The organism is Stenotrophomonas sp. Sm10 (assembly GCF_030985515.1).
Lineage (GTDB): Bacteria > Pseudomonadota > Gammaproteobacteria > Xanthomonadales > Xanthomonadaceae > Stenotrophomonas > Stenotrophomonas hibiscicola.
Map to the genome: position 1 here is coordinate 11996 of NZ_JAPTFO010000026.1, position 18609 is coordinate 30604.

At 63.1% G+C, this 18609-nt stretch carries 17 protein-coding genes; 13 read left to right on the forward strand and 4 right to left on the reverse strand.

Annotated elements, in window-relative coordinates:
* The first annotated feature begins 56 nt into the window (after positions 1-56).
* The 3 genes from O0J15_RS09525 (at position 57) to O0J15_RS09535 (ending at position 5547) form a co-directional block, all read left to right on the forward strand.
* Entirely contained in the window at positions 57-2687 is a 2631-nt protein-coding gene (locus tag O0J15_RS09525) for a DEAD/DEAH box helicase (RefSeq protein WP_308305561.1), read from the forward strand.
* A gap of 97 nt (positions 2688-2784) precedes the next feature.
* Complete coding sequence (locus tag O0J15_RS09530; RefSeq protein ID WP_019660974.1) at positions 2785-4131, forward strand: phosphomannomutase/phosphoglucomutase; 1347 nt, start codon at positions 2785-2787, stop codon at positions 4129-4131.
* Between the two features lie 12 nt (positions 4132-4143).
* On the forward strand, positions 4144-5547 hold the full coding sequence (locus tag O0J15_RS09535) for a mannose-1-phosphate guanylyltransferase/mannose-6-phosphate isomerase (protein ID WP_111103793.1): 1404 nt from the start codon (positions 4144-4146) through the stop codon (positions 5545-5547).
* A gap of 75 nt (positions 5548-5622) precedes the next feature.
* Here O0J15_RS09535 and rfbD read toward each other — a convergent pair whose 3' ends face one another.
* From rfbD to rfbB, 4 genes are read right to left on the reverse strand one after another with little or no spacing between them, the layout of a single operon-like run.
* The gene (gene rfbD / locus O0J15_RS09540; protein WP_308305549.1) at positions 5623-6516 is read right to left on the reverse strand and encodes a dTDP-4-dehydrorhamnose reductase; all 894 of its coding nucleotides are present in this window, start codon (positions 6514-6516) and stop codon (positions 5623-5625) included.
* On the reverse strand, positions 6513-7085 hold the full coding sequence (gene rfbC / locus O0J15_RS09545; RefSeq protein WP_057496705.1) for a dTDP-4-dehydrorhamnose 3,5-epimerase: 573 nt from the start codon (positions 7083-7085) through the stop codon (positions 6513-6515). The genes rfbD and rfbC overlap by 4 nt, the downstream gene beginning before the upstream one ends.
* Entirely contained in the window at positions 7082-7969 is an 888-nt protein-coding gene (gene rfbA, locus O0J15_RS09550) for a glucose-1-phosphate thymidylyltransferase RfbA (RefSeq protein ID WP_021202693.1), read from the reverse strand. Before rfbA ends, rfbC begins: the two co-directional genes overlap by 4 nt.
* A 14-nt stretch (positions 7970-7983) precedes the next feature.
* Complete coding sequence (rfbB, locus tag O0J15_RS09555; protein WP_111097806.1) at positions 7984-9039, reverse strand: dTDP-glucose 4,6-dehydratase; 1056 nt, start codon at positions 9037-9039, stop codon at positions 7984-7986.
* A gap of 262 nt (positions 9040-9301) precedes the next feature.
* Between rfbB and O0J15_RS09560 the strand changes: the two genes are divergently transcribed.
* The 10 genes from O0J15_RS09560 to O0J15_RS09605 all read left to right on the forward strand — a co-directional run bounded on the left by O0J15_RS09560 (position 9302) and on the right by O0J15_RS09605 (position 18555).
* The gene (locus O0J15_RS09560) at positions 9302-10048 is read left to right on the forward strand and encodes an electron transfer flavoprotein subunit beta/FixA family protein (RefSeq protein ID WP_019660968.1); all 747 of its coding nucleotides are present in this window, start codon (positions 9302-9304) and stop codon (positions 10046-10048) included.
* A complete protein-coding gene (locus O0J15_RS09565) occupies positions 10048-10986 on the forward strand; it encodes an electron transfer flavoprotein subunit alpha/FixB family protein (protein ID WP_134731772.1) in 939 nt (312 codons plus the stop codon). The genes O0J15_RS09560 and O0J15_RS09565 overlap by 1 nt, the downstream gene beginning before the upstream one ends.
* Positions 10987-11067: 81 nt before the next feature.
* A complete protein-coding gene (locus O0J15_RS09570) occupies positions 11068-11448 on the forward strand; it encodes a GtrA family protein (protein WP_308305550.1) in 381 nt (126 codons plus the stop codon).
* 116 nt (positions 11449-11564) lie between these two features.
* Entirely contained in the window at positions 11565-12566 is a 1002-nt protein-coding gene (locus tag O0J15_RS09575; RefSeq protein WP_308305562.1) for a glycosyltransferase, read from the forward strand.
* Positions 12559-13716: an FAD-dependent oxidoreductase gene (locus O0J15_RS09580; RefSeq protein WP_155028921.1), complete on the forward strand. Its 1158-nt coding sequence runs from the start codon at positions 12559-12561 to the stop codon at positions 13714-13716. Before O0J15_RS09575 ends, O0J15_RS09580 begins: the two co-directional genes overlap by 8 nt.
* An 83-nt stretch (positions 13717-13799) precedes the next feature.
* Positions 13800-14579 carry an NAD(P)-dependent oxidoreductase gene (locus O0J15_RS09585; protein ID WP_155028920.1) on the forward strand — a complete coding sequence of 260 codons (780 nt, stop codon included), beginning with the start codon at positions 13800-13802 and terminating at the stop codon, positions 14577-14579.
* The gene (locus O0J15_RS09590; RefSeq protein WP_308305551.1) at positions 14576-15406 is read left to right on the forward strand and encodes a TIM barrel protein; all 831 of its coding nucleotides are present in this window, start codon (positions 14576-14578) and stop codon (positions 15404-15406) included. Before O0J15_RS09585 ends, O0J15_RS09590 begins: the two co-directional genes overlap by 4 nt.
* Positions 15403-15765 carry a multidrug efflux SMR transporter gene (locus O0J15_RS09595; protein WP_155028918.1) on the forward strand — a complete coding sequence of 121 codons (363 nt, stop codon included), beginning with the start codon at positions 15403-15405 and terminating at the stop codon, positions 15763-15765. Before O0J15_RS09590 ends, O0J15_RS09595 begins: the two co-directional genes overlap by 4 nt.
* 22 nt (positions 15766-15787) lie before the next feature.
* Complete coding sequence (locus O0J15_RS09600) at positions 15788-16624, forward strand: glycosyltransferase family 2 protein (RefSeq protein WP_155028917.1); 837 nt, start codon at positions 15788-15790, stop codon at positions 16622-16624.
* Entirely contained in the window at positions 16621-18555 is a 1935-nt protein-coding gene (locus O0J15_RS09605) for a hypothetical protein (RefSeq protein ID WP_308305552.1), read from the forward strand. The genes O0J15_RS09600 and O0J15_RS09605 overlap by 4 nt, the downstream gene beginning before the upstream one ends.
* Positions 18556-18609: the final 54 nt, after the last annotated feature.

The following is an 18609-nucleotide window of genomic DNA, read 5'->3' on the forward strand; positions in this document are numbered from 1 at the left end:
TAGAATGCCGGGTTCCCCTGCCAATGGCCGGCCCCGTGCCCGCCCCACCCTCGTTGATGGCCCATACCTACACCGAAGAAGACCTGCTCCGCTGGATGGAAGGCCGGACGCTGGAAATGAGCGACCATGGCCTGTCGGAAGTCCATAGCATGCGTCTGTTCGGTGACATTCTGGTCGCTGAGGTAAAGATCCCGGCCAAGTACTCCTACCGGGTGGAGATCGACCTGGCCGCCAGTCTTCGCCATCCGCGCAGCCTGCTGCGCAACCGGTGTTCCTGCCCGCTCGGCCACGACTGCATGCACGTGGCGGCTGTACTGGCGCAGATGCTGCAGCAGATCGACCATACGCCCCCCATGCCCGACGACAGCAGCACGCTGCCAACGCTGCTGATCCGTTCGATGACCCCCGTCCTGCGCCTGCACACGGTCGAGTTCCGTCCGCCGTGGCTCGGCCCACGCGACCCTTCGCAATGGGCCGATATCGCCACCGTGGCCTTCGAATACGACGAGCACGTGCGGTTCCTGGATGATCCGAGCCTGTTCGCCCACGATCCGGAGGGGCAGCTTGCGCTGCTGCCCCGCGACCTGGCCGAGGAATCACGGCGCGAGGCCGAGCTGCGCACGGTGGGACTGCATCGCGACACGGCGCCGCGGGCGCCATTGGAGGGCGCAGGACCTCAGTTCCAGCTGCGCACCCATGACTGGACACGGTTCCTGCTGGACGACGTACCGCGCCTGGAAGCCTTGGGCTGGAAGGTAGAGACCGACGACGATTTCCGCCATCGCATCACCCGGGTGGATGAGATCGACCTGGACATCCAGGCGGACCCGGCGGATGCGGGCTGGTTCAACCTGGGCCTGGACATCCAGGTGGAAGGCCGCAACGTGTCGATGGTTCCGCTGCTGCAGCAGGTGCTGCAGTCCGATCCCCGCTGGATGCGTGGCCAGCTGGACGCCATCGGCGATGATGAGAACATTCTGTTGATGGCGGGCGACAACACGCGCCTGGCATTGCGGGCCGCACGACTGAAACCGATCATGGCCCTGTTGACGGATCTGTTCGCCCAGCGTGGCGCGCCGCTGCGCCTGTCTGTGCTTGACCGTGGCCGCCTGCAGGCGCTGCAGGACACGGCGCGCCTGCAGTTCCGCGGGCGCAAGGACACCCAGGCACTGGTGCAGCGGCTGATGCAGGCACCCGCATTGGGCGAAGTGCCGCCGCCGGCAGGGCTGGTGGCAACGCTGCGTCCCTATCAGCGCGAAGGCCTGTCGTGGCTGCAGTACCTGCGCCAGCAGGGCCTGGGGGGCGTGCTGGCCGATGACATGGGCCTGGGCAAAACCGTGCAGACGCTGGCGCATGTGCTGGTCGAGAAGGAAGCAGGTCGCCTGGACCGTCCGACGCTGCTGGTGGTGCCCACTTCGCTGCTGCACAACTGGCAGAGCGAAGCGGCACGCTTCACCCCGGGCCTGCGCGTGCTGACCCTGCACGGGCCGGCACGTGAAACGCTGTTCGAGGCGATTCCCGGGCACGACCTTGTACTGACCACCTACCCTCTGCTGTGGCGCGACGAGCAGGCGCTGCAGGCACATACCTACCATCTGCTGATTCTGGATGAAGCCCAGCAGGTGAAGAATCCGAAGTCACGCGCGGCCATCACCCTGCGCACGCTGCAGGCGCGCCACCGGCTGTGCCTGACCGGCACGCCGCTGGAAAACCACCTGGGCGAACTGTGGACGCAGTTCGACTTCCTGCTGCCCGGCCTGCTAGGCAGCGAGAAACAGTTCAACCAGCATTGGCGCCATCCGATCGAACGTGGCAGCGACCACCGCCGCGCCACCTTGCTGGCGCAACGGCTGCGTCCGTTCATACTGCGCCGGCGCAAGGACCAGGTGGCGTCAGAGCTTCCGCCCAAGACCGTCATTACCCGCGCGGTGGAAATGGAGAGCGGCCAGCGTGATCTCTATGAAACCGTGCGCGCAGCGATGGAAAGGCAGGTGCGCGAAGCCATCAGCGGCAGCGGGCTGGCGCGCAGCCACATCGTGGTACTGGATGCGTTGCTGAAGCTGCGCCAGGTCTGCTGCGATCCGCGCCTGCTGCCTGGTGATGCCCCGGCGCGCAATGCGGGCTCAGCCAAGCTGGACCTGCTGCGCGAGATGCTGCCGTCGATGGTCGAGGAAGGCCGGCGCATCCTGCTGTTCTCGCAGTTCACCGGCATGCTCGCACTGATCGCGCAGGCGCTGGAGGAGCTCGGGCTGGCCTATGTGACCCTGACCGGCGACACCCAGGACCGGGCCACGCCGGTGCAGCGCTTCATGCAGGGCGAGGTGCCGGTATTCCTGATCAGCCTGAAGGCAGGTGGCGTCGGGTTGAACCTGACCGCTGCCGATACCGTCATCCACTTCGACCCGTGGTGGAATCCGGCGGCCGAAAACCAGGCCAGCGATCGCGCCCATCGCATCGGCCAGCAGCAGCCGGTGTTCGTTTACCGGCTGATCGCCGCAGGCAGCATCGAAGAACGGATTGCCGAGCTGCAGGAGCGCAAGGCCACGCTGGCCGACGCCATTCTCGAAGGCGGCGGCGCTACGGGGCCACGCTTCAGCGAAGAAGACGTGCAGGCGCTGCTGGCGCCGTTGCCGGGCCTGCCCGGCAAGCGTTTGCGCAAAGCGGGCAAGCGGTCGACGCGAAGCTGACCTCCGGACGCCAGTCAGGTGGCGTTCCCCGATGGAAACGATTCCCATACATGACTGGGACTACAATTGGGGACTGAGCTCACAAAGGAACTGATCGATGCCCCTGCCCGCCTTCAAGGCCTACGATATCCGCGGCCGCGTGCCGGAAGAACTGAACGAAGACCTGGCCCGCCGCATCGGCGTCGCCTTGGCCGCGCAGCTCGCTCCCGGTCCAGTGGTCCTCGGCCACGATGTGCGCCTGACCAGCCCGGCGCTGCAGGATGCACTGGCCACCGGCCTGCGTGGTACCGGGCGCGAGGTGATCGACATCGGCCTGTGCGGCACCGAAGAAGTCTATTTCCAGACCGACCATCTGGGCGCGGCCGGCGGCGTGATGGTCACCGCCAGCCACAACCCGATGGATTACAACGGCATGAAGCTGGTCAAGGAGAATGCCCGGCCGATCAGCTCCGATACCGGCCTGTTCGCAATCTCTGACGCGGTTTCCGCCGATACGTCCGAGGCCCAGCCGCCGCGTGCCGGGCAGGTTGCCCAGCACGACAAGAGCGCCTACATCCAGCACCTGCTCAGCTATGTCGATGCCAGCAGGCTCAAGCCGCTGAAGCTGGTGGTGAATGCCGGTAACGGCGGCGCGGGCGCGATCGTCGACCTGCTGGCCCCGCACCTGCCGTTCGAGTTCATCCGCATCTGCCACGAACCGGACGGCAGCTTCCCCAACGGCATTCCCAACCCGCTGCTGCCGGAAAACCGCGCCGCCACCGCCGATGCGGTGCGTGAACACGGTGCCGATTTCGGCATTGCCTGGGACGGTGACTTCGACCGCTGCTTCTTCTTCGACCACACCGGCCGCTTCATCGAGGGCTACTACCTGGTCGGTCTGCTGGCCAAGGCGATCCTGGCACGCAATCCCGGCGGCAAGGTCGTGCATGACCCGCGCCTGGTCTGGAACACCGTGGATATGGTCGAACAGGCGGGCGGTGTGCCGGTGCAGTGCAAGAGCGGCCATGCCTTCATCAAGGAAAAGATGCGCGCCGAAGACGCCGTGTACGGTGGCGAGATGAGCGCCCACCACTATTTCCGCGAGTTCGCCTATGCCGACTCCGGCATGATCCCGTGGCTGCTGATCGCGCAGCTGATCTCCGAGAGCGGCCGCTCACTGGCCGAGTGGGTCGAAGACCGCATGGCGGCCTATCCGTGCAGTGGCGAGATCAACTTCAAGGTGGCCGATGCCAAGGCTGCCGTGGCCCGCGTGATGGAGCACTTCGCGGCGCAATCACCGGTACTGGATCACACCGACGGCATCAGTGCCGACTTCGGCGGCTGGCGCTTCAACCTGCGCAGCTCCAACACCGAACCGCTGCTGCGCCTGAATGTCGAAGCCCGTGGTGACGCCGCGCTGATGCAGGCGCGTACCGACGAAATTTCCCGCCTAATCCAGCAGTAATCAAGGACGACCATGAGCATCATCCAGCCCGTCATTCTGTCCGGTGGCTCCGGGACCCGCCTGTGGCCGCTGTCGCGCGAGGCGTACCCGAAGCAGTTCCTGCCGTTGGCGGGCGAACTGACGATGCTGCAGGCCACTTGGAAACGGGTGGCGCCGATCGCCGCGCATGGCCCGCTGGTGATCGCCAACGAGGAGCACCGCTTTGTCGCTGCCGAGCAGCTGCAGCAGGTCGGCGCCGAGCCGGCGGCCATCATTCTGGAACCGGTTGGCCGCAACACGGCGCCGGCAATCGCGGTCGCAGCCCTGGAAGCCACCCGCGACGGGGCCGATGCGCTGCTGCTGGTGCTGCCCTCGGACCATGTGATCACCGACGAAGCCGCCTTCCGCAGCGCCGTGCAGGCCGCCGCCAGTGCCGCCGAAACCGGCAAGCTGGTGACCTTCGGCATCGTGCCGACCGGTCCGGAAACCGGCTACGGCTATATCAAGGCCGCCGATGGGCAGGGTCTGCGTGCGGTCGAGCGCTTTGTCGAAAAGCCCGACCTCGAGACCGCCAGCGGTTACGTCAGCAGCGGCCAGTATTACTGGAACAGCGGCATGTTCCTGTTCAAGGCCTCGCGCTACCTGCAGGAACTGGAGCGCTTCCAGCCCGGCATGCTGGCCGGCAGCCGCCAGGCCTGGCAGCAGGCCCGCCGCGATTCGGATTTCACCCGCCTGGACAAGGACGCCTTCGCCGCCGTTCCCTCTGATTCCATCGACTATGCCGTGATGGAAAAAACCGCCGACGCCGTGGTGATTCCGTTGGACGCCGGCTGGAACGATGTCGGCTCGTGGACAGCCCTGCGCGATGTCTCGCAGCAGGACGGCGATGGCAACGCCCACCAGGGCGATGTGATCGCCATCGACTGCCGCAACACCTATGCCTATGCACAGCGCCTGGTGGCACTGGTCGGCCTGGATGACGTGATTGTCGTCGAGACCGACGACGCGGTGCTGGTCGGCAGGGCCGACCGCATGCAGGAGGTCAAGACCGTTGTTGGTCAGCTGAAGTCCGAAGGCCGCAGCGAGGCCACGTGGCATCGCAAGGTCTACCGCCCGTGGGGCGCGTACGATTCAATCGACAATGGTGCACGCTTCCAGGTCAAGCGCATCACGGTCAAGCCCGGCGGCACACTCAGCCTGCAGATGCATCATCACCGCGCCGAGCACTGGATCGTGGTCAGCGGCACCGCAGAAGTGACCCGCGGCGACGAAGTGATCCTGCTCAGCGAAAACCAGAGCACGTACATCCCGCTGGGCGTGACCCATCGCCTGCGCAACCCGGGCAAGCTGCCGCTGGAACTGATCGAAGTGCAGTCCGGCAGCTACCTTGGCGAGGACGACATCGTGCGCTTCGAGGATACCTACGGGCGCAGCTGACCCGGCGCCCGCTGGAGGCGACCGACCGTTGGTCGGGGTGGGTGCCGACCGTTGGTCGGCACGCCGCCTGCCGGGTCAGGCAATCTCCGCCATCACCCGCTTCAGGCCATCCTGCCAACTCGGCAGTACGATGCTGAAATCCTGCTGCAGCTTGCGGTTGTCCAGCACCGACCAGGCCGGGCGCTTGGCCGGGGTCGGATACTCGGAACTGGGAATCGCCTCGACCGCCGGCACCTTCACCAACACGCCGGTAACCAGCGCTTCGGCGAAGATCGCTTCGGCGAACCCATGCCAGCTGGTCTGGCCGCTGGCGGTCAGGTGCCAGGTACCGGACAGTTGGCCCGGATGCCGCAGCGCCTGCGCAGTAACATCAGCGATCAGCGCGGCCGGCGTCGGCGTACCGACCTGGTCGGCCACCACACGCAGCTGGTCGCGCTCGGCGCCGACGCGCAACATGGTGCGCAGGAAATTTGCCCCATGCGAGGCATACACCCAGGCCGTGCGGAAGATCAGGTGGCGACCGCCGGCTGCGCGTACCGCATCCTCACCATCGCGCTTGCTGGTGCCATACACACCCAGCGGCGCGGTCGGCTCGTCCTCGCGGTACGGCGCGGTGCCCTGGCCATCGAACACGTAGTCGGTGGAGTAATGCACGAACGGCACGCCATGGGCCGCACACCAACGCGCGATCATGCCAGGCGCCTGCGCGTTGGCCGCAAACGCAGCTTCCACATCCTGCTCGGCACGATCAACGGCGGTATAGGCCGCAGCATTCACCACCACCGACGGCTGAAGACGGTCCAGCAGGGCCGGCAGGCTTTCAGGTTGGCCGAAATCGGCGGTTTCGCAGGCGCTGCCATCCGGCAGAGTGCCGCTGCGGGTGGTCGCGACCACCTTGCCCAGCGGCGCCAGCGCGCGCAGCAGCTCCTGGCCGACCTGGCCGTTGCCACCGAACACCAGCACGGTCATGGCGCGCCCTGGGCGGCGGTGTAGACCGGCAGGCGGTCTTCAGCGATGTCCTTCAGGAACGGCGCATTCTCGTCCTTGGCCGACAGGGTCGGTGCACTGACCGGCCAGTCCACGGCGATGTCGGCATCGTTCCAGCGCACGCCGGCGTCGAAGTCCTTCAGGTAGACCTCGGTGCACAGGTAGCTGAACACCGCGCGCTCGGACAGCACTGCAAAGCCGTGGGCGAAGCCTTCCGGAATCCAGAACTGCTTCTTGTTCTCCGCACTCAGCACCACCGCTTCCCACTGGCCGAAGGTCGGCGAGCCGCGACGGATGTCGACGGCCACGTCATAGACCTCGCCTTCCAGCACGCTGACCAGCTTGCCCTGCGGGCGCGGCCACTGGTAATGCAGGCCACGCAGCACACCCTGCGCTGACGTCGACACGTTGCTCTGCACGAAGCGATCCGGCAGGCCCAGCGCGGCAAAGCGCTCGGCATTCCAGGTCTCGAAGAAATAGCCGCGGGCATCGCCAAACACCGCCGGCTCGATCACCACGCAACCGGGCAACTTGGTTTCAATCACTTTCACGGAACAACTCCACGCAATGCGAGCTTGTGCAGGTACTGGCCGTAGCCATTCTTGATCAGCGGCGCCGCCAGCGCTTCGAGCTGTTCGGCGTTGATCCAGCCCTGGCCGAAGGCGATTTCCTCCGGGCAGCAGACCTGCAGGCCCTGCCGGGTCTGGATGGTCTCGATGAAGTTGGACGCTTCCAGCAGCGACTGGTGGGTCCCGGTATCGAGCCAGGCATAGCCGCGGCCCAGTGCTTCCAGATGCAGGTTGCCTTCGGCCAGGTAGCGCTTGTTGAGATCGGTGATCTCCAGTTCGCCACGGGGCGACGGCTTCAGGTCGGCGGCATGCGCGCTGGCATTGCCGTCATAGAAGTACAGGCCGGTCACCGCATAGTTCGAACGCGGATTCTCCGGCTTCTCGACCAGGTCGATGACCTTGCCGCTCTTGTCGAATTCAGCCACGCCGTAGCGTTCCGGATCATTCACCCAGTAGCCGAACACGGTGGCACCGTCGGTGCGCTCATCGGCGCGCTTGAGCACCTCGCGCAGGCCGTGGCCGTGGAAGATGTTGTCACCCAGCACCAGGCAGCTTGGCTTGCCGGCCACGAAGTCGCGGCCGATCAGATACGCCTGGGCCAGCCCATCGGGGCTGGGCTGCACGGCGTACTGGATGTCCATGCCCCACTGCGAGCCATCGCCCAGCAACTGCTGGAACAACGCCTGTTCGTGCGGGGTATTGATGATGAGCACTTCACGGATGCCCGCCAGCATCAGCACGCTGAGCGGGTAGTAGATCATTGGCTTGTCATACACCGGCAACAGCTGTTTGCTGACGCCCTTGGTGATCGGATACAGCCGGGTGCCGGAGCCACCGGCGAGGATGATGCCCTTGCGCTGGGTCATGGTGTCTCCTGGGTTCAGGCCGCGGTGCCGATGCGCTGCAGGCGGTAGCTGCCGTCCAGCACGCCGTTGACCCATTCCTGGTTGTCCAGGTACCAGTCGACGGTGAAGGTGATGCCCTGCTCGAAGGTGTAGGCCGGTTCCCAGCCCAGGTCGTTCTTCAGCTTGGAGGCATCGATCGCATAGCGGCGGTCATGGCCGGGGCGGTCGGCGACGTAGGTGATCTGGCTGCTGCGCGGCTGGCCGTCCGCACGCGGGCGGCGCTGGTCCAGCAGTGCGCAGATGGCCTGCACCACTTCGATGTTCTGCTTTTCCGAGTTGCCGCCCACGTTGTAGGTCTCGCCGACCTGGCCCTTAGCCAGCACGGTGCGGATCGCCTCGCAGTGGTCGGAGACGAACAGCCAGTCGCGCACCTGCTTGCCATCGCCGTACACCGGCAGCGGCTCGCCGGCCAGCGCCTTGGCGATCACCAGCGGGATCAGCTTCTCCGGGAAGTGGTACGGGCCATAGTTGTTGGAGCAGTTGGTGGTCAGCACCGGCAACCCGTAGGTGTGGTGGAACGCACGGACCAGGTGGTCCGAAGCCGCCTTGGACGCCGAGTACGGCGAATTGGGCGCATACGGGGTGGTTTCGCTGAACTTGCCGGTCTCACCCAAGGTGCCATACACCTCATCGGTGGACACATGCAGGAAGCGGAAGGCCGCGCCCTGCTCGGCCGGCAGCGCCTTCCAGTAGTCACGGACCGCCTCCAGCAGGCCCAGGGTGCCCACCACGTTGGTCTGGATGAAGGCGCCAGGACCGTCGATGGAGCGATCCACGTGGCTCTCGGCAGCAAAGTTGAGCACGGCGTCCGGCCGGTGCTCGGCCAGCAAGCGGGTGACCAGCGCCTGATCGCCGATGTCGCCCTGCACGAACACGTGATTCGGGTTGCCGTCCAGGCTGGACAGGGTCTTCAGATTGCCGGCGTAGGTCAGCGCATCGAGGTTGATGACCTTGACGCCGCGCGCGACGGCCTCGAGAACGAAGTTACCGCCAATGAATCCGGCGCCGCCGGTGACAAGCCATGTGGGCACTACCTGTTCTCCTGATCGAAATTCATCCAAGGGGCGCTATGAAGCGCCCGACACAGCGGCACAGGATACATGTGGTTCGTCTTCACGACTGCCTGCGTGACGTGAACGACGCACGATACTCACGCGAGCCATGCCGCATCGCAACATGACCATACGCGTTCGCATGGTCGTCCCAAGCCAGCTAGAATCGGGATCCCACCCCCGAACCGGTTGCTGCTGCAGGACCGGACGTTCTCCCCGTTACTGAAGGACCCCGTACCAGATGAAAATCCTCGTCGCGTACAAGCGCGTGGTGGACTACAACGTCCGCATTCAGGTCAAGCCGGACGGTTCCGGCGTGGTCACCGACGGCGTCAAGCTGTCACCCAATCCCTTCGATGAAATCGCCCTGGAAGAAGCCCTGCGCCTGCGCGACAAGGGCATTGCCAGCGAAGTGGTGGTCGCCACCATCGCCCCGGCCGATGCCCAGGCGCACCTGCGCAACGGCCTGGCCATGGGCGCCAATCGCGCCATTCACGTCGTTACCGACCAGGCCATCCAGCCGCTGACCGCCGCACGCACCCTGCTCAAGCTGATCGAGAAGGAACAGCCGGACCTGGTGATCCTGGGCAAGCAGGCCATCGACGACGACGCCAACCAGACTGGCCAGATGCTGGCCACGCTGTGGGGCCGCCCGCAGGCGACCTTCGCCAGCAAGCTGGAGATTGCTGATGGCAAGGCCACGGTGACCCGCGAAGTCGACGCCGGCCTGGAAACGCTGGAAGTGGACCTGCCGGCAGTGGTCACCACCGATCTGCGCCTGAACGAGCCGCGCTTCATCAAGCTGCCGGACATCATGAAGGCCAAGGCCAAGCCGCTGGAGACCCTGCAGCTGGCCGATCTGGGCGTTGAAGCCGCCGATACCTTCAAGACCACCCAGTATGCCGCGCCGTCCAAGCGCAGCAAGGGTGTGATGGTCAAGGACGCGGCTGAACTGGTGGCCGCACTCAAGCAGAAGGGGTTGCTGTAATGAGCAGGATTCTCGTCATCGCCGAACACCACGACGGCAAGCTCAACGCCGCCACCGCCAAGACCGTAAGCGCTGCTGCCGCCATCAGCGGTGCCAGCATCGACGTGCTGGTGCTGGCCGCCGACCCGGCCGCCGTTGCCGCTGAGGCCGCGAAGATCGCTGGCGTCGCCAAGGTTCTGACCGTGGCCAACGCTGCCAACGCGCAGGCCATCGCCCAGGTGCTGGCGCCGCAGATCGCGCAGCTGGCCAAGGGCTACACCCACGTGTTCGGCCCGTCGACCACCTTCGGCAAGGACCTGATGCCGTGCGTGGCCGCCCTGCTGGGCGTCAACCAGGTCTCCGACCTGATGACCGTCGAAGGCAGCCACACCTTCAAGCGCCCGATCTACGCCGGCAACGCGATCATCACCGTGGAAGTCCCGGCCGACCAGATCGTGGTCGCCACCGTGCGTGCCGCCTCGTGGCCGGAAGCCGCCCAGGGTGGCAGTGCCGCCGTTGAAGCGGCCAGCGTCGATGCTGCCCTGCCGAGCCACACCCGCTTCATCGGCCTGGCCGCCGGTGCCAGCGACCGCCCGGACCTGCAGAGCGCCAAGCGCGTGGTCTCCGGTGGCCGCGGCGTCGGTTCGGAAGAGAACTTCAAGGTCATCTTCCAGCTGGCCGACAAGCTCGGCGCCGCCGTCGGTGCCTCGCGCGCCGCGGTCGATGCCGGCTACGTGCCCAGCGACCTGCAGGTGGGCCAGACCGGCAAGATCATCGCCCCGGAGCTGTATGTGGCGGTGGGCATCAGCGGTGCGATCCAGCATCTGACCGGCATCAAGGACGCCGGTACGATCGTGGCGATCAACAAGGATCCGGATTCGCCGATCTTTGAGATTGCCGATATCGGCTTGGTTGGGGATCTATTTGCGATCCTGCCGGAGCTGGAAAAGGCGCTTTGATATCCTTGGGCGGCGACACCGCCCAAGCCATACCGCCCCGTATCCGGATGTTCAAGGACATCCGGGTATCTGCAGACCTCCATGAACCAGCGACTGCTTCGCTTCGTGATCTCCGGCGGTTCCGCCGCCGGAGTCGAATACGCCACTTTCATCGCTCTGCAGCTCACGCTTGGCAGTAGCTGGCTGCTGGCAAGCCAGTCGATAAGCTTCGGCTGCGGGTTCATCGTCAGCTTCGCGCTGAACCGACGCTGGGTTTTTCAAAGCTCGGGGCACCTCGGCAGCGAGCTGGCCACCTATGGTCTCGTTGCAGCAATCAACCTGGGCCTGGGCAACCTCGCCATCTACCTGCTGACAGGCCCTGCAGGAGTGCATCCCCTGCTCGCCAAATTCGCGGTGATGGGCATGATCGCGGGTTGGAACTACCTAGTCTTCTCCCGCTTCGTATTCAGGGAATCGGCGTAGTTCGTCCGTGCTCCTGGTGTGCCCTGAGTAGCGCTATCCTATCGTTGTAGTTGGCGATACACTGCCGGTTTGACTGAATGCGTCAGATCTCGACGCATTGCACCGGCGGGGGCCGTATGTCAGCACCAATTCCAGCGTTCATTTCGGTTGTCTACGTACTTCATAATCAAGCGTCCCGCTTGGAAGTTCTGCTGTCGCACGCATGCACTGAACTGGCCAACCTCGCCACGGATTATGAAATCATCGTAGTCGACAACGGGTCTTCAGATGAGAGCGTGGCATTGCTTCGCCGCCTCACCTCGGAAGACGGACTACCAAACGTTCAAGTGTACGTACTTACGAAAACAGTTGCCTGGGAGACGGCGGCTTGGGCAGGTGCGGAAGGGGCGTTGGGCGATTTCGTGGCCGTGCTTGACCCGCTGACTGATGATGTCGGTTTCCTGCGCAGCATGCTGGAACCTGCGACGGCCGGCATTGACGTGGTCTTTGCCAGCAATAAGATGAAACCACGGCTTTCGGCCAGCTACCGCGTCGCAAACGCGGCGTTCAATCTCGTTTTCCGGTGGCTCAACGGTGTCAACCCAGGAACCGAAGCGCCCCAGTATCGGGTGCTGAGCAAGAAGGTCATCAATTACATCCTCCAGCACCCTCGACCTGCTGCCATCTACCGGCTGCTCCCGGTAACCGCTGGCTTTACCCGCGCCAACCTGAATTACCGTCACGCACCGACAGCCAACCCGCCGAAAAAGCTAGGGCAAAGCATCGATCGCGGAATGCGGCTGCTCGTGTCGAACACGCGCCTGCCCATGCGACTGGTTACCATACTCTCCACTTTCGGCGCTGCGGCCAATTTACTGTATTCGATTTACGTGATCGCCGTGGCCGCATTCAAACCTGATGTGGCACCGGGCTGGGTCAGCCTTTCACTGCAGCAGTCGGGCATGTTCCTGTTGGTTTCGCTGGTCCTGCTTGTGCTTGGTGAATACATCCTTCACATGGCATCCCTCACCAGCGAGGGCCCCTCTTACCACGTCGCCCAAGAGTTCACCAGTGCCCGTCTGGATCGCCTGGAAAGGATCAACGTAGACCATTCGCCGCTCCGTCGTGAGAATGTCTGACACCTCTTTGCCAGCCCAAATGGATGCCGACGCCGTCGTCATTGGTGGCGGATTCTATGGCGCGGTGATTGCCAGCTATCTGGCCAGTGAGCGCGACATGCGGCGTGTGATCCTGATCGAGCGTGAACGCAGCCTCATGCAGCGCGCATCGTTTTCGAACCAGGCACGCGTACACAACGGCTATCACTACCCGCGCAGCTTCACTACCGCCTACCGCAGCCGGGTAAACCTGCCGCGCTTCATGCGGGAATGGGACTCGGCGGTCCAGACCAACTTCGTCAAACTGTACGCGATCGCGCGCCGCAACTCAAAGGTGACTTCCGCGCAGTTCGTGCGTTTCTGCCAGTCCATCTCAGCCCCTCTTGAACCTGCTCCGCCGGCGTACCAAGCACTGTTCGACAGCCAGCTGATCGAACGGGCATTCATCACAGAGGAGTACGGATTCAACACGGACGTGATCCGCCAAATGATCGAACAACGGCTGCAAGCCAGCGACGTCCGCACCGAGCTCGGGTGCGAAGTCGTCTCGGTTGCTCCACTCGGCGACGGCGCGATCCAGGTGAATCTACAGAAGACCGGTGGCGGCGATGAAAGCCTCCTCCGCGCACCATACGTATTCAATTGCACCTATGCAGGATTGAACCTGATCAACGGTCCCCATGGCGGAACCGAAGCCAGGTTGAAGCATGAGATCACCGAGATGGCCCTTATCCAGCTGCCCGGCGCACTGGAGGGGATGGCGATCACGGTAATGGATGGTCCATTCTTCTCAATCATGCCGTTCCCCGCGCGCAAGGCAAGCACCCTTTCACATGTGCGCTATACGCCGCACAAATCGTGGATGGATGACGCCTCCCGTGATCCTTACATCGAACTGTCCGACTACCCCAAGGCCAGTCGCTATGACCGCATGCTGAGGGATGTAGCGCGCTACGTTCCGGCGATGTCGTCGGCAGTCCATCTCGAATCTCTCTTTGAAGTGAAGACGATTCTGATGAAGAACGAGGGAGACGATGGCCGTCCGATCTTGTTCGAAACCTATCCTGCCCTGCCCGGTTTCGCATCAATCCTCGGCGGCAAGCTCGACAACATCTATGACGTCATCGCTCATCTGGACACCGTTTCGTTCAAGATTTCGACCACTGTCTAGGGCCTAGCCGCCCGCAGTACAGTCGCCTTCCCATGGTCGCCTCATCCAGCGAGGCTCATCCAGGATTCCAGGAGATTCCATTCATGTCACTCGCGCTGATCGGCCACACCGGGTTCGTGGGTTCAACACTGAAGCGCCAGACGGCCTTCGACCACCTGTTCAATTCCAGCAACATCCAGGATATCGATTCCAATACGTATGACACGGTGATCTGCTCGGCTGCCCCGGCACAGAAATGGATCGCCAACCGCGAACCGGAAGCAGACTGGGCCAATATCCAGAAGCTGATCGGATCGCTGGAAAAGGTCAAGTGCAGGCACTTCATCCTGATCAGCACGGTGGATGTATTCGCATCACCAATCGCCGTGGATGAATCGACGGTCGTGCAGACCGAAGGCCTCCATCCTTATGGGTTGCATCGCCGCCGGCTCGAAGAGTTCGTCGAGTCACGCTTTGCTTCGCGGCTGATCGTTCGCCTACCCGGCCTGGTCGGACCCGGCCTGCGCAAGAACATCCTGTTCGATTTCCACAATGACAACAATGTCAGCGCGATCGACAGCCGTTCTCGCTTCCAGTTCTACCCGATGGTGAATCTGTACGGAGACCTGATCGCTGCGGAAAAGGCGCAGATAGATCTACTCCATCTAACCAGCGTGCCGGTCAGCGTCGCAGAAGTAGCGCGTGAAGCCTTCGGCGTGGCATTCGACCATGCACCCGAAACGTTGCCGGCGCTTTACGACATGCGCAGCCAGCATGCACTGGATGGCGCAGGAGCGCCAGGATACCAGTACGACAGGCGGGCCACCCTTACCGCGATCCGGGCATATCACCAGTCCGAGCCTCGCAAGGCAGCGCTGGAATGAGCATTTCGATTTCCAACATCGCCTGGGACCGCGATCAGGACAGTGCCGTCGCGGACTTGCTTGGAAGGCATGGCGTGCACCACATCGACGTCGCACACAGCAAGTATTTTCCGGCGCCTTCAGAGACAGCCGATGCCAGCATTGACTACGTGCGCAGATGGTGGGCTGACCGTGGCGTAAGCATTGCGGGAATGCAAGCCCTTCTGTTTGGAACCCAGGGGCTGAATGTGTTTGCCGACCAATGCGTGCAGCAGCAACTGCTGGAGCATCTGCGCCATGTGTTCAGGATCGCTGCCCGGCTTGGGGCTGGCCGCCTTGTGTTTGGCTCGCCACGCAACAGAGATCGTGGCGATCTGTCGGTAGAGGCCGCCAACCAGATCGGGGCCACCTTCTTCCACCAGGCGGGCGATCTGGCCCAAGCAGAAGGTGTCGTACTTTGCCTTGAGCCGAATCCCGAGCATTACGGAGCCAACTTCATGACGACCACGGCCTCGACAGCCGAGGTGGTTGCACTGACCGGCCACAGGCACGTCCAGATGCAACTCGATACCGGGGCAGTCTTCATGAATGGAGAAGAACCCGCACACCTACTACCACGCTATGCCCCGATCATCGGCCACGTCCACCTCAGTGAACCAAACCTGGCCGAATTGGGCTCGATGACCAGCGATCATGATCCGCTGGCCGCACTGATAGGGAAGCACCTCGGCACGAGGCCTCTTACCATCGAGATGCTGCCGCCCAACGATGGTATCGCCGGAATCGAGCGCGCGCTGGTCTTCGCGCTCGGGCAGTACGGTGCCGCCCAGAGCGGAGAGCATGCATGAACAAGTGGCTGATCCTCCTCCTGGCCATCTTGTGCAACGCCGCTGCCAGTGCATTGGTCAAGGTCGCGGTAAGTGCTCCACGCCAGTTCCCGTCGCTGGAAGATCCCGTCGGGGCACTCCGCAACTGGCCCTTCTGGGCCGGCCTGTCGCTCTATGGTGGCGCCTTCGTGCTTTATTCAATGTCATTGGGGAGGCTTCCGCTCAATGTCGCCCATCCGATCTCGACGGCAGGGGCCATCGCTGTCGTTGCCTGCATTTCAGTGGTTGTGTTCCGCGAAGCCATGCCTTGGACGACATTGGCTGGCATCGTGCTGATTCTGTCCGGCGTGATCCTGATTACCTTCCACGCTCCCCGCTGACTTCATTACCTACGAATCCGAAATGAGCACATCCCTACCCGAAGCACAACATTCATCACCGCCCCGCCTGCGCCAGGTTCCCATCTACCGGTGTACCGTGTTGGCTCCGAAGCATCGGAATCATGCCGTGGTCATTCCGGTGATCAACGAAGGCGAACGCATCCGCTCGCTGTTGATGCGCATGAAGGAAGTCGGCATCGCCGATATTGCCGATATCATCATCGTCGATGGCGGAAGCACGGACGGCTCCTTGGCCGAATCTTTCCTGAAGCAACACGACGTCAGCGCGCTATTGGTCAAGACCGGGCCAGGGAAACTCAGTGCACAGTTGCGTTGCGCCTACGATTTCTGCCTGGACGCCGGCTACACCGGAATAGTCACCATTGATGGAAACAACAAGGACGATCCCGCACCCATCCCTGCGTTCATCGAAGCGCTCGAACGGGGAGTCGACTTCGTGCAGGCGTCGCGTTTCATATCAGGCGGCTTTGCCGAGAATACGCCTTTGTCCCGTTACATCGCGATCCGCCTGATTCATGCACCACTGCTGAGTCTTTTCTCCGGATTCGGCTGGACCGATACAACACAGGGATTTCGTGCGTACAGCCGCAGCCTCCTGGTGGACCCTGGCATCGACGTATTCCGCGATGTATTCGACGGTTACGAACTGTTGGCCTATCTGTCCTACCGTGCCCCGAAGCTCGGCTTCCGCTGCGTTGAGCTGCCGACTGCACGTTGCTACCCCAAGGGTGAAGTACCCACCAAGATCAGCAGCTTCCGCGGCAATCTGAAGGTCATGCAGGTGCTGCTGGCAACCATCGCCGGCCGCTACAACCCTGCGCACCGGAGCAAGGCATGAATCCGTTGCGGATATCTGATGACCGTGAACGCGACTGGACGGCGGTAGCTGCCATCGCGCTGGGCATGTTGGGATTGCTTGCGGTTCTGGCTTATCAATATCGGCTGCTGCATTTCATCGAATGGGGTGATGAATCGGAAACCATCGTCGCGGCCAAGATGATGGTGGCTGGCAGCTCACTCTATCGCGACATCTTCAACCACCACGGGCCGCTTACCTTCCTACCTGGGATGGTCGTTGAACTGGTGGGCGGTCATTCCATCCCCGCACATCGCGTATTCATTGCACTGCTGCAACTTGGCGCTCTGGCGAGCCTGTTCTTCTCTCCACTGATCCGCGACAAGCATGTCAGCGCCCGTGTCACCTACGTACTGCTGGTAGCCACCGTCTACGTCGGCTTCCTGCCATCGAGTTTCGGCCATTCCTACATCTATCAGGTGATGTGTGGGCTGATGCTCAGCCTTGCATTGTCCAGCTGGCTTCTGCCGCTTCTGGTTGACGTCCGCACTTGCGGCAAGGTGGGAACAGTACTCGGCAGCGCACTCGTCGCCTCGCTGCCATTCCTTGCTGTGACGTATGTTCCCGCTGCAGCGCTGCTGCTGCTGGCGTCGTTGCGACGGGACAACTGGCGCAGCGTGATGATTGGGGCAGCGGCGGGCGTCGCATTCAACCTAGTCTTCCTTGTAATGGTGGGCTCGGTGAAGGGCTTCATCGCCTTCCACCTGTACATGAATTCAACGCTGCTGTCGCAGTATGGAGGTGGACAAACCAGCTGGCAGTACATCGCGTCGGCGTTCTCCACTGCCACTTCCGACCTTGGCAACCTTACCCTGCTCACACTCATCGTCGTGTCACTGACAGCTGCAGCCACCAGGGTGGCGGGCTTTCCGTGGCGGCATGTACTTGTGGCATTGGCCCTGGGCTCGCTGCTGGTACGGGGTGGCGGTTTCCATGGCCTCAGCTACGCATATGCTGCGTTGGCGGTCCCCCTGCTGCTGGTCGCCAGCGCACCTGCCCAGGCGCCGCGCAAGCGTAGTCTTCTGCTGGTGCTGTGCTGTGTCCTGCTGGCGCGCCTTGTCGTTGGCGGCCCCGGTGAAAAGCAGCTGATGAAGGAGCGCCGCATACCGGAGACCACCGAGTTCGCCGAGGTTGCCCGAGCCCTGACCGAGCCTGGAGACAAGGTACTGGCCTATTCGTTCCAGAACTTCCAGTACATCGCCTCGAACCGGCTTCCTGCTTCCGGCTACTACTTCTATTTGCCTTGGCAGCGCGACTACCTCGACAAGCCGATTCTGGATATCCGCATTGATCCCTGCAAGGACATCCAGACCGGCAAACCCAAGCTGATCATGCTGGACGAATGGAACGTTTGGGATCGCTACGCCTGGTCGACTTACGGTGGTTGCGTCATCGACATTGTCGCCCGCGAATATGTGCGCCTGCCAGGTACCCCCTACTATGCGCGTCGGGATCTCGCCGAGAGTATCGGACTGGCCCCATCGGTTCCTGTCGAGCTGATCCCAAGCGCTCCGGTGCAGCCGGGTGATCGATTCGACCTGCCCGATCCCGCTCCTTCCAACAAGGGCGCGACGCTACGGGTCGGATTCATGCTCGGGACACACGCCCGCCGTAATGAGGGGATTGCCACCCTGACCACCACGGATGCGGCCGGCTCGAAGTCGACACTGGGAAATCTGCCGCTGGCGGATGTAAAGGACAACGCATTCGCCTACTTCACTGTTCCTGCCGGTATCAGTGGTGATCTGGCCATCGACATCCAGGAAGGCGGCGGGGTCAGCGTATGGGAGGCCCGCAGCAGCGATGGCGCCACACAGCCCTGCATTGCCATCCAGTTCGAGCATGGCCCCCCTAGCTTCACACCAGGTTGTCCGGTGGATGTTGGGTTGCTGCTCGGACCGACGCACCATTAACTCATTAATCCACCCAAGCCGGCCAGATTTCTCTCTGGCCGGTTCTGCCGCCGC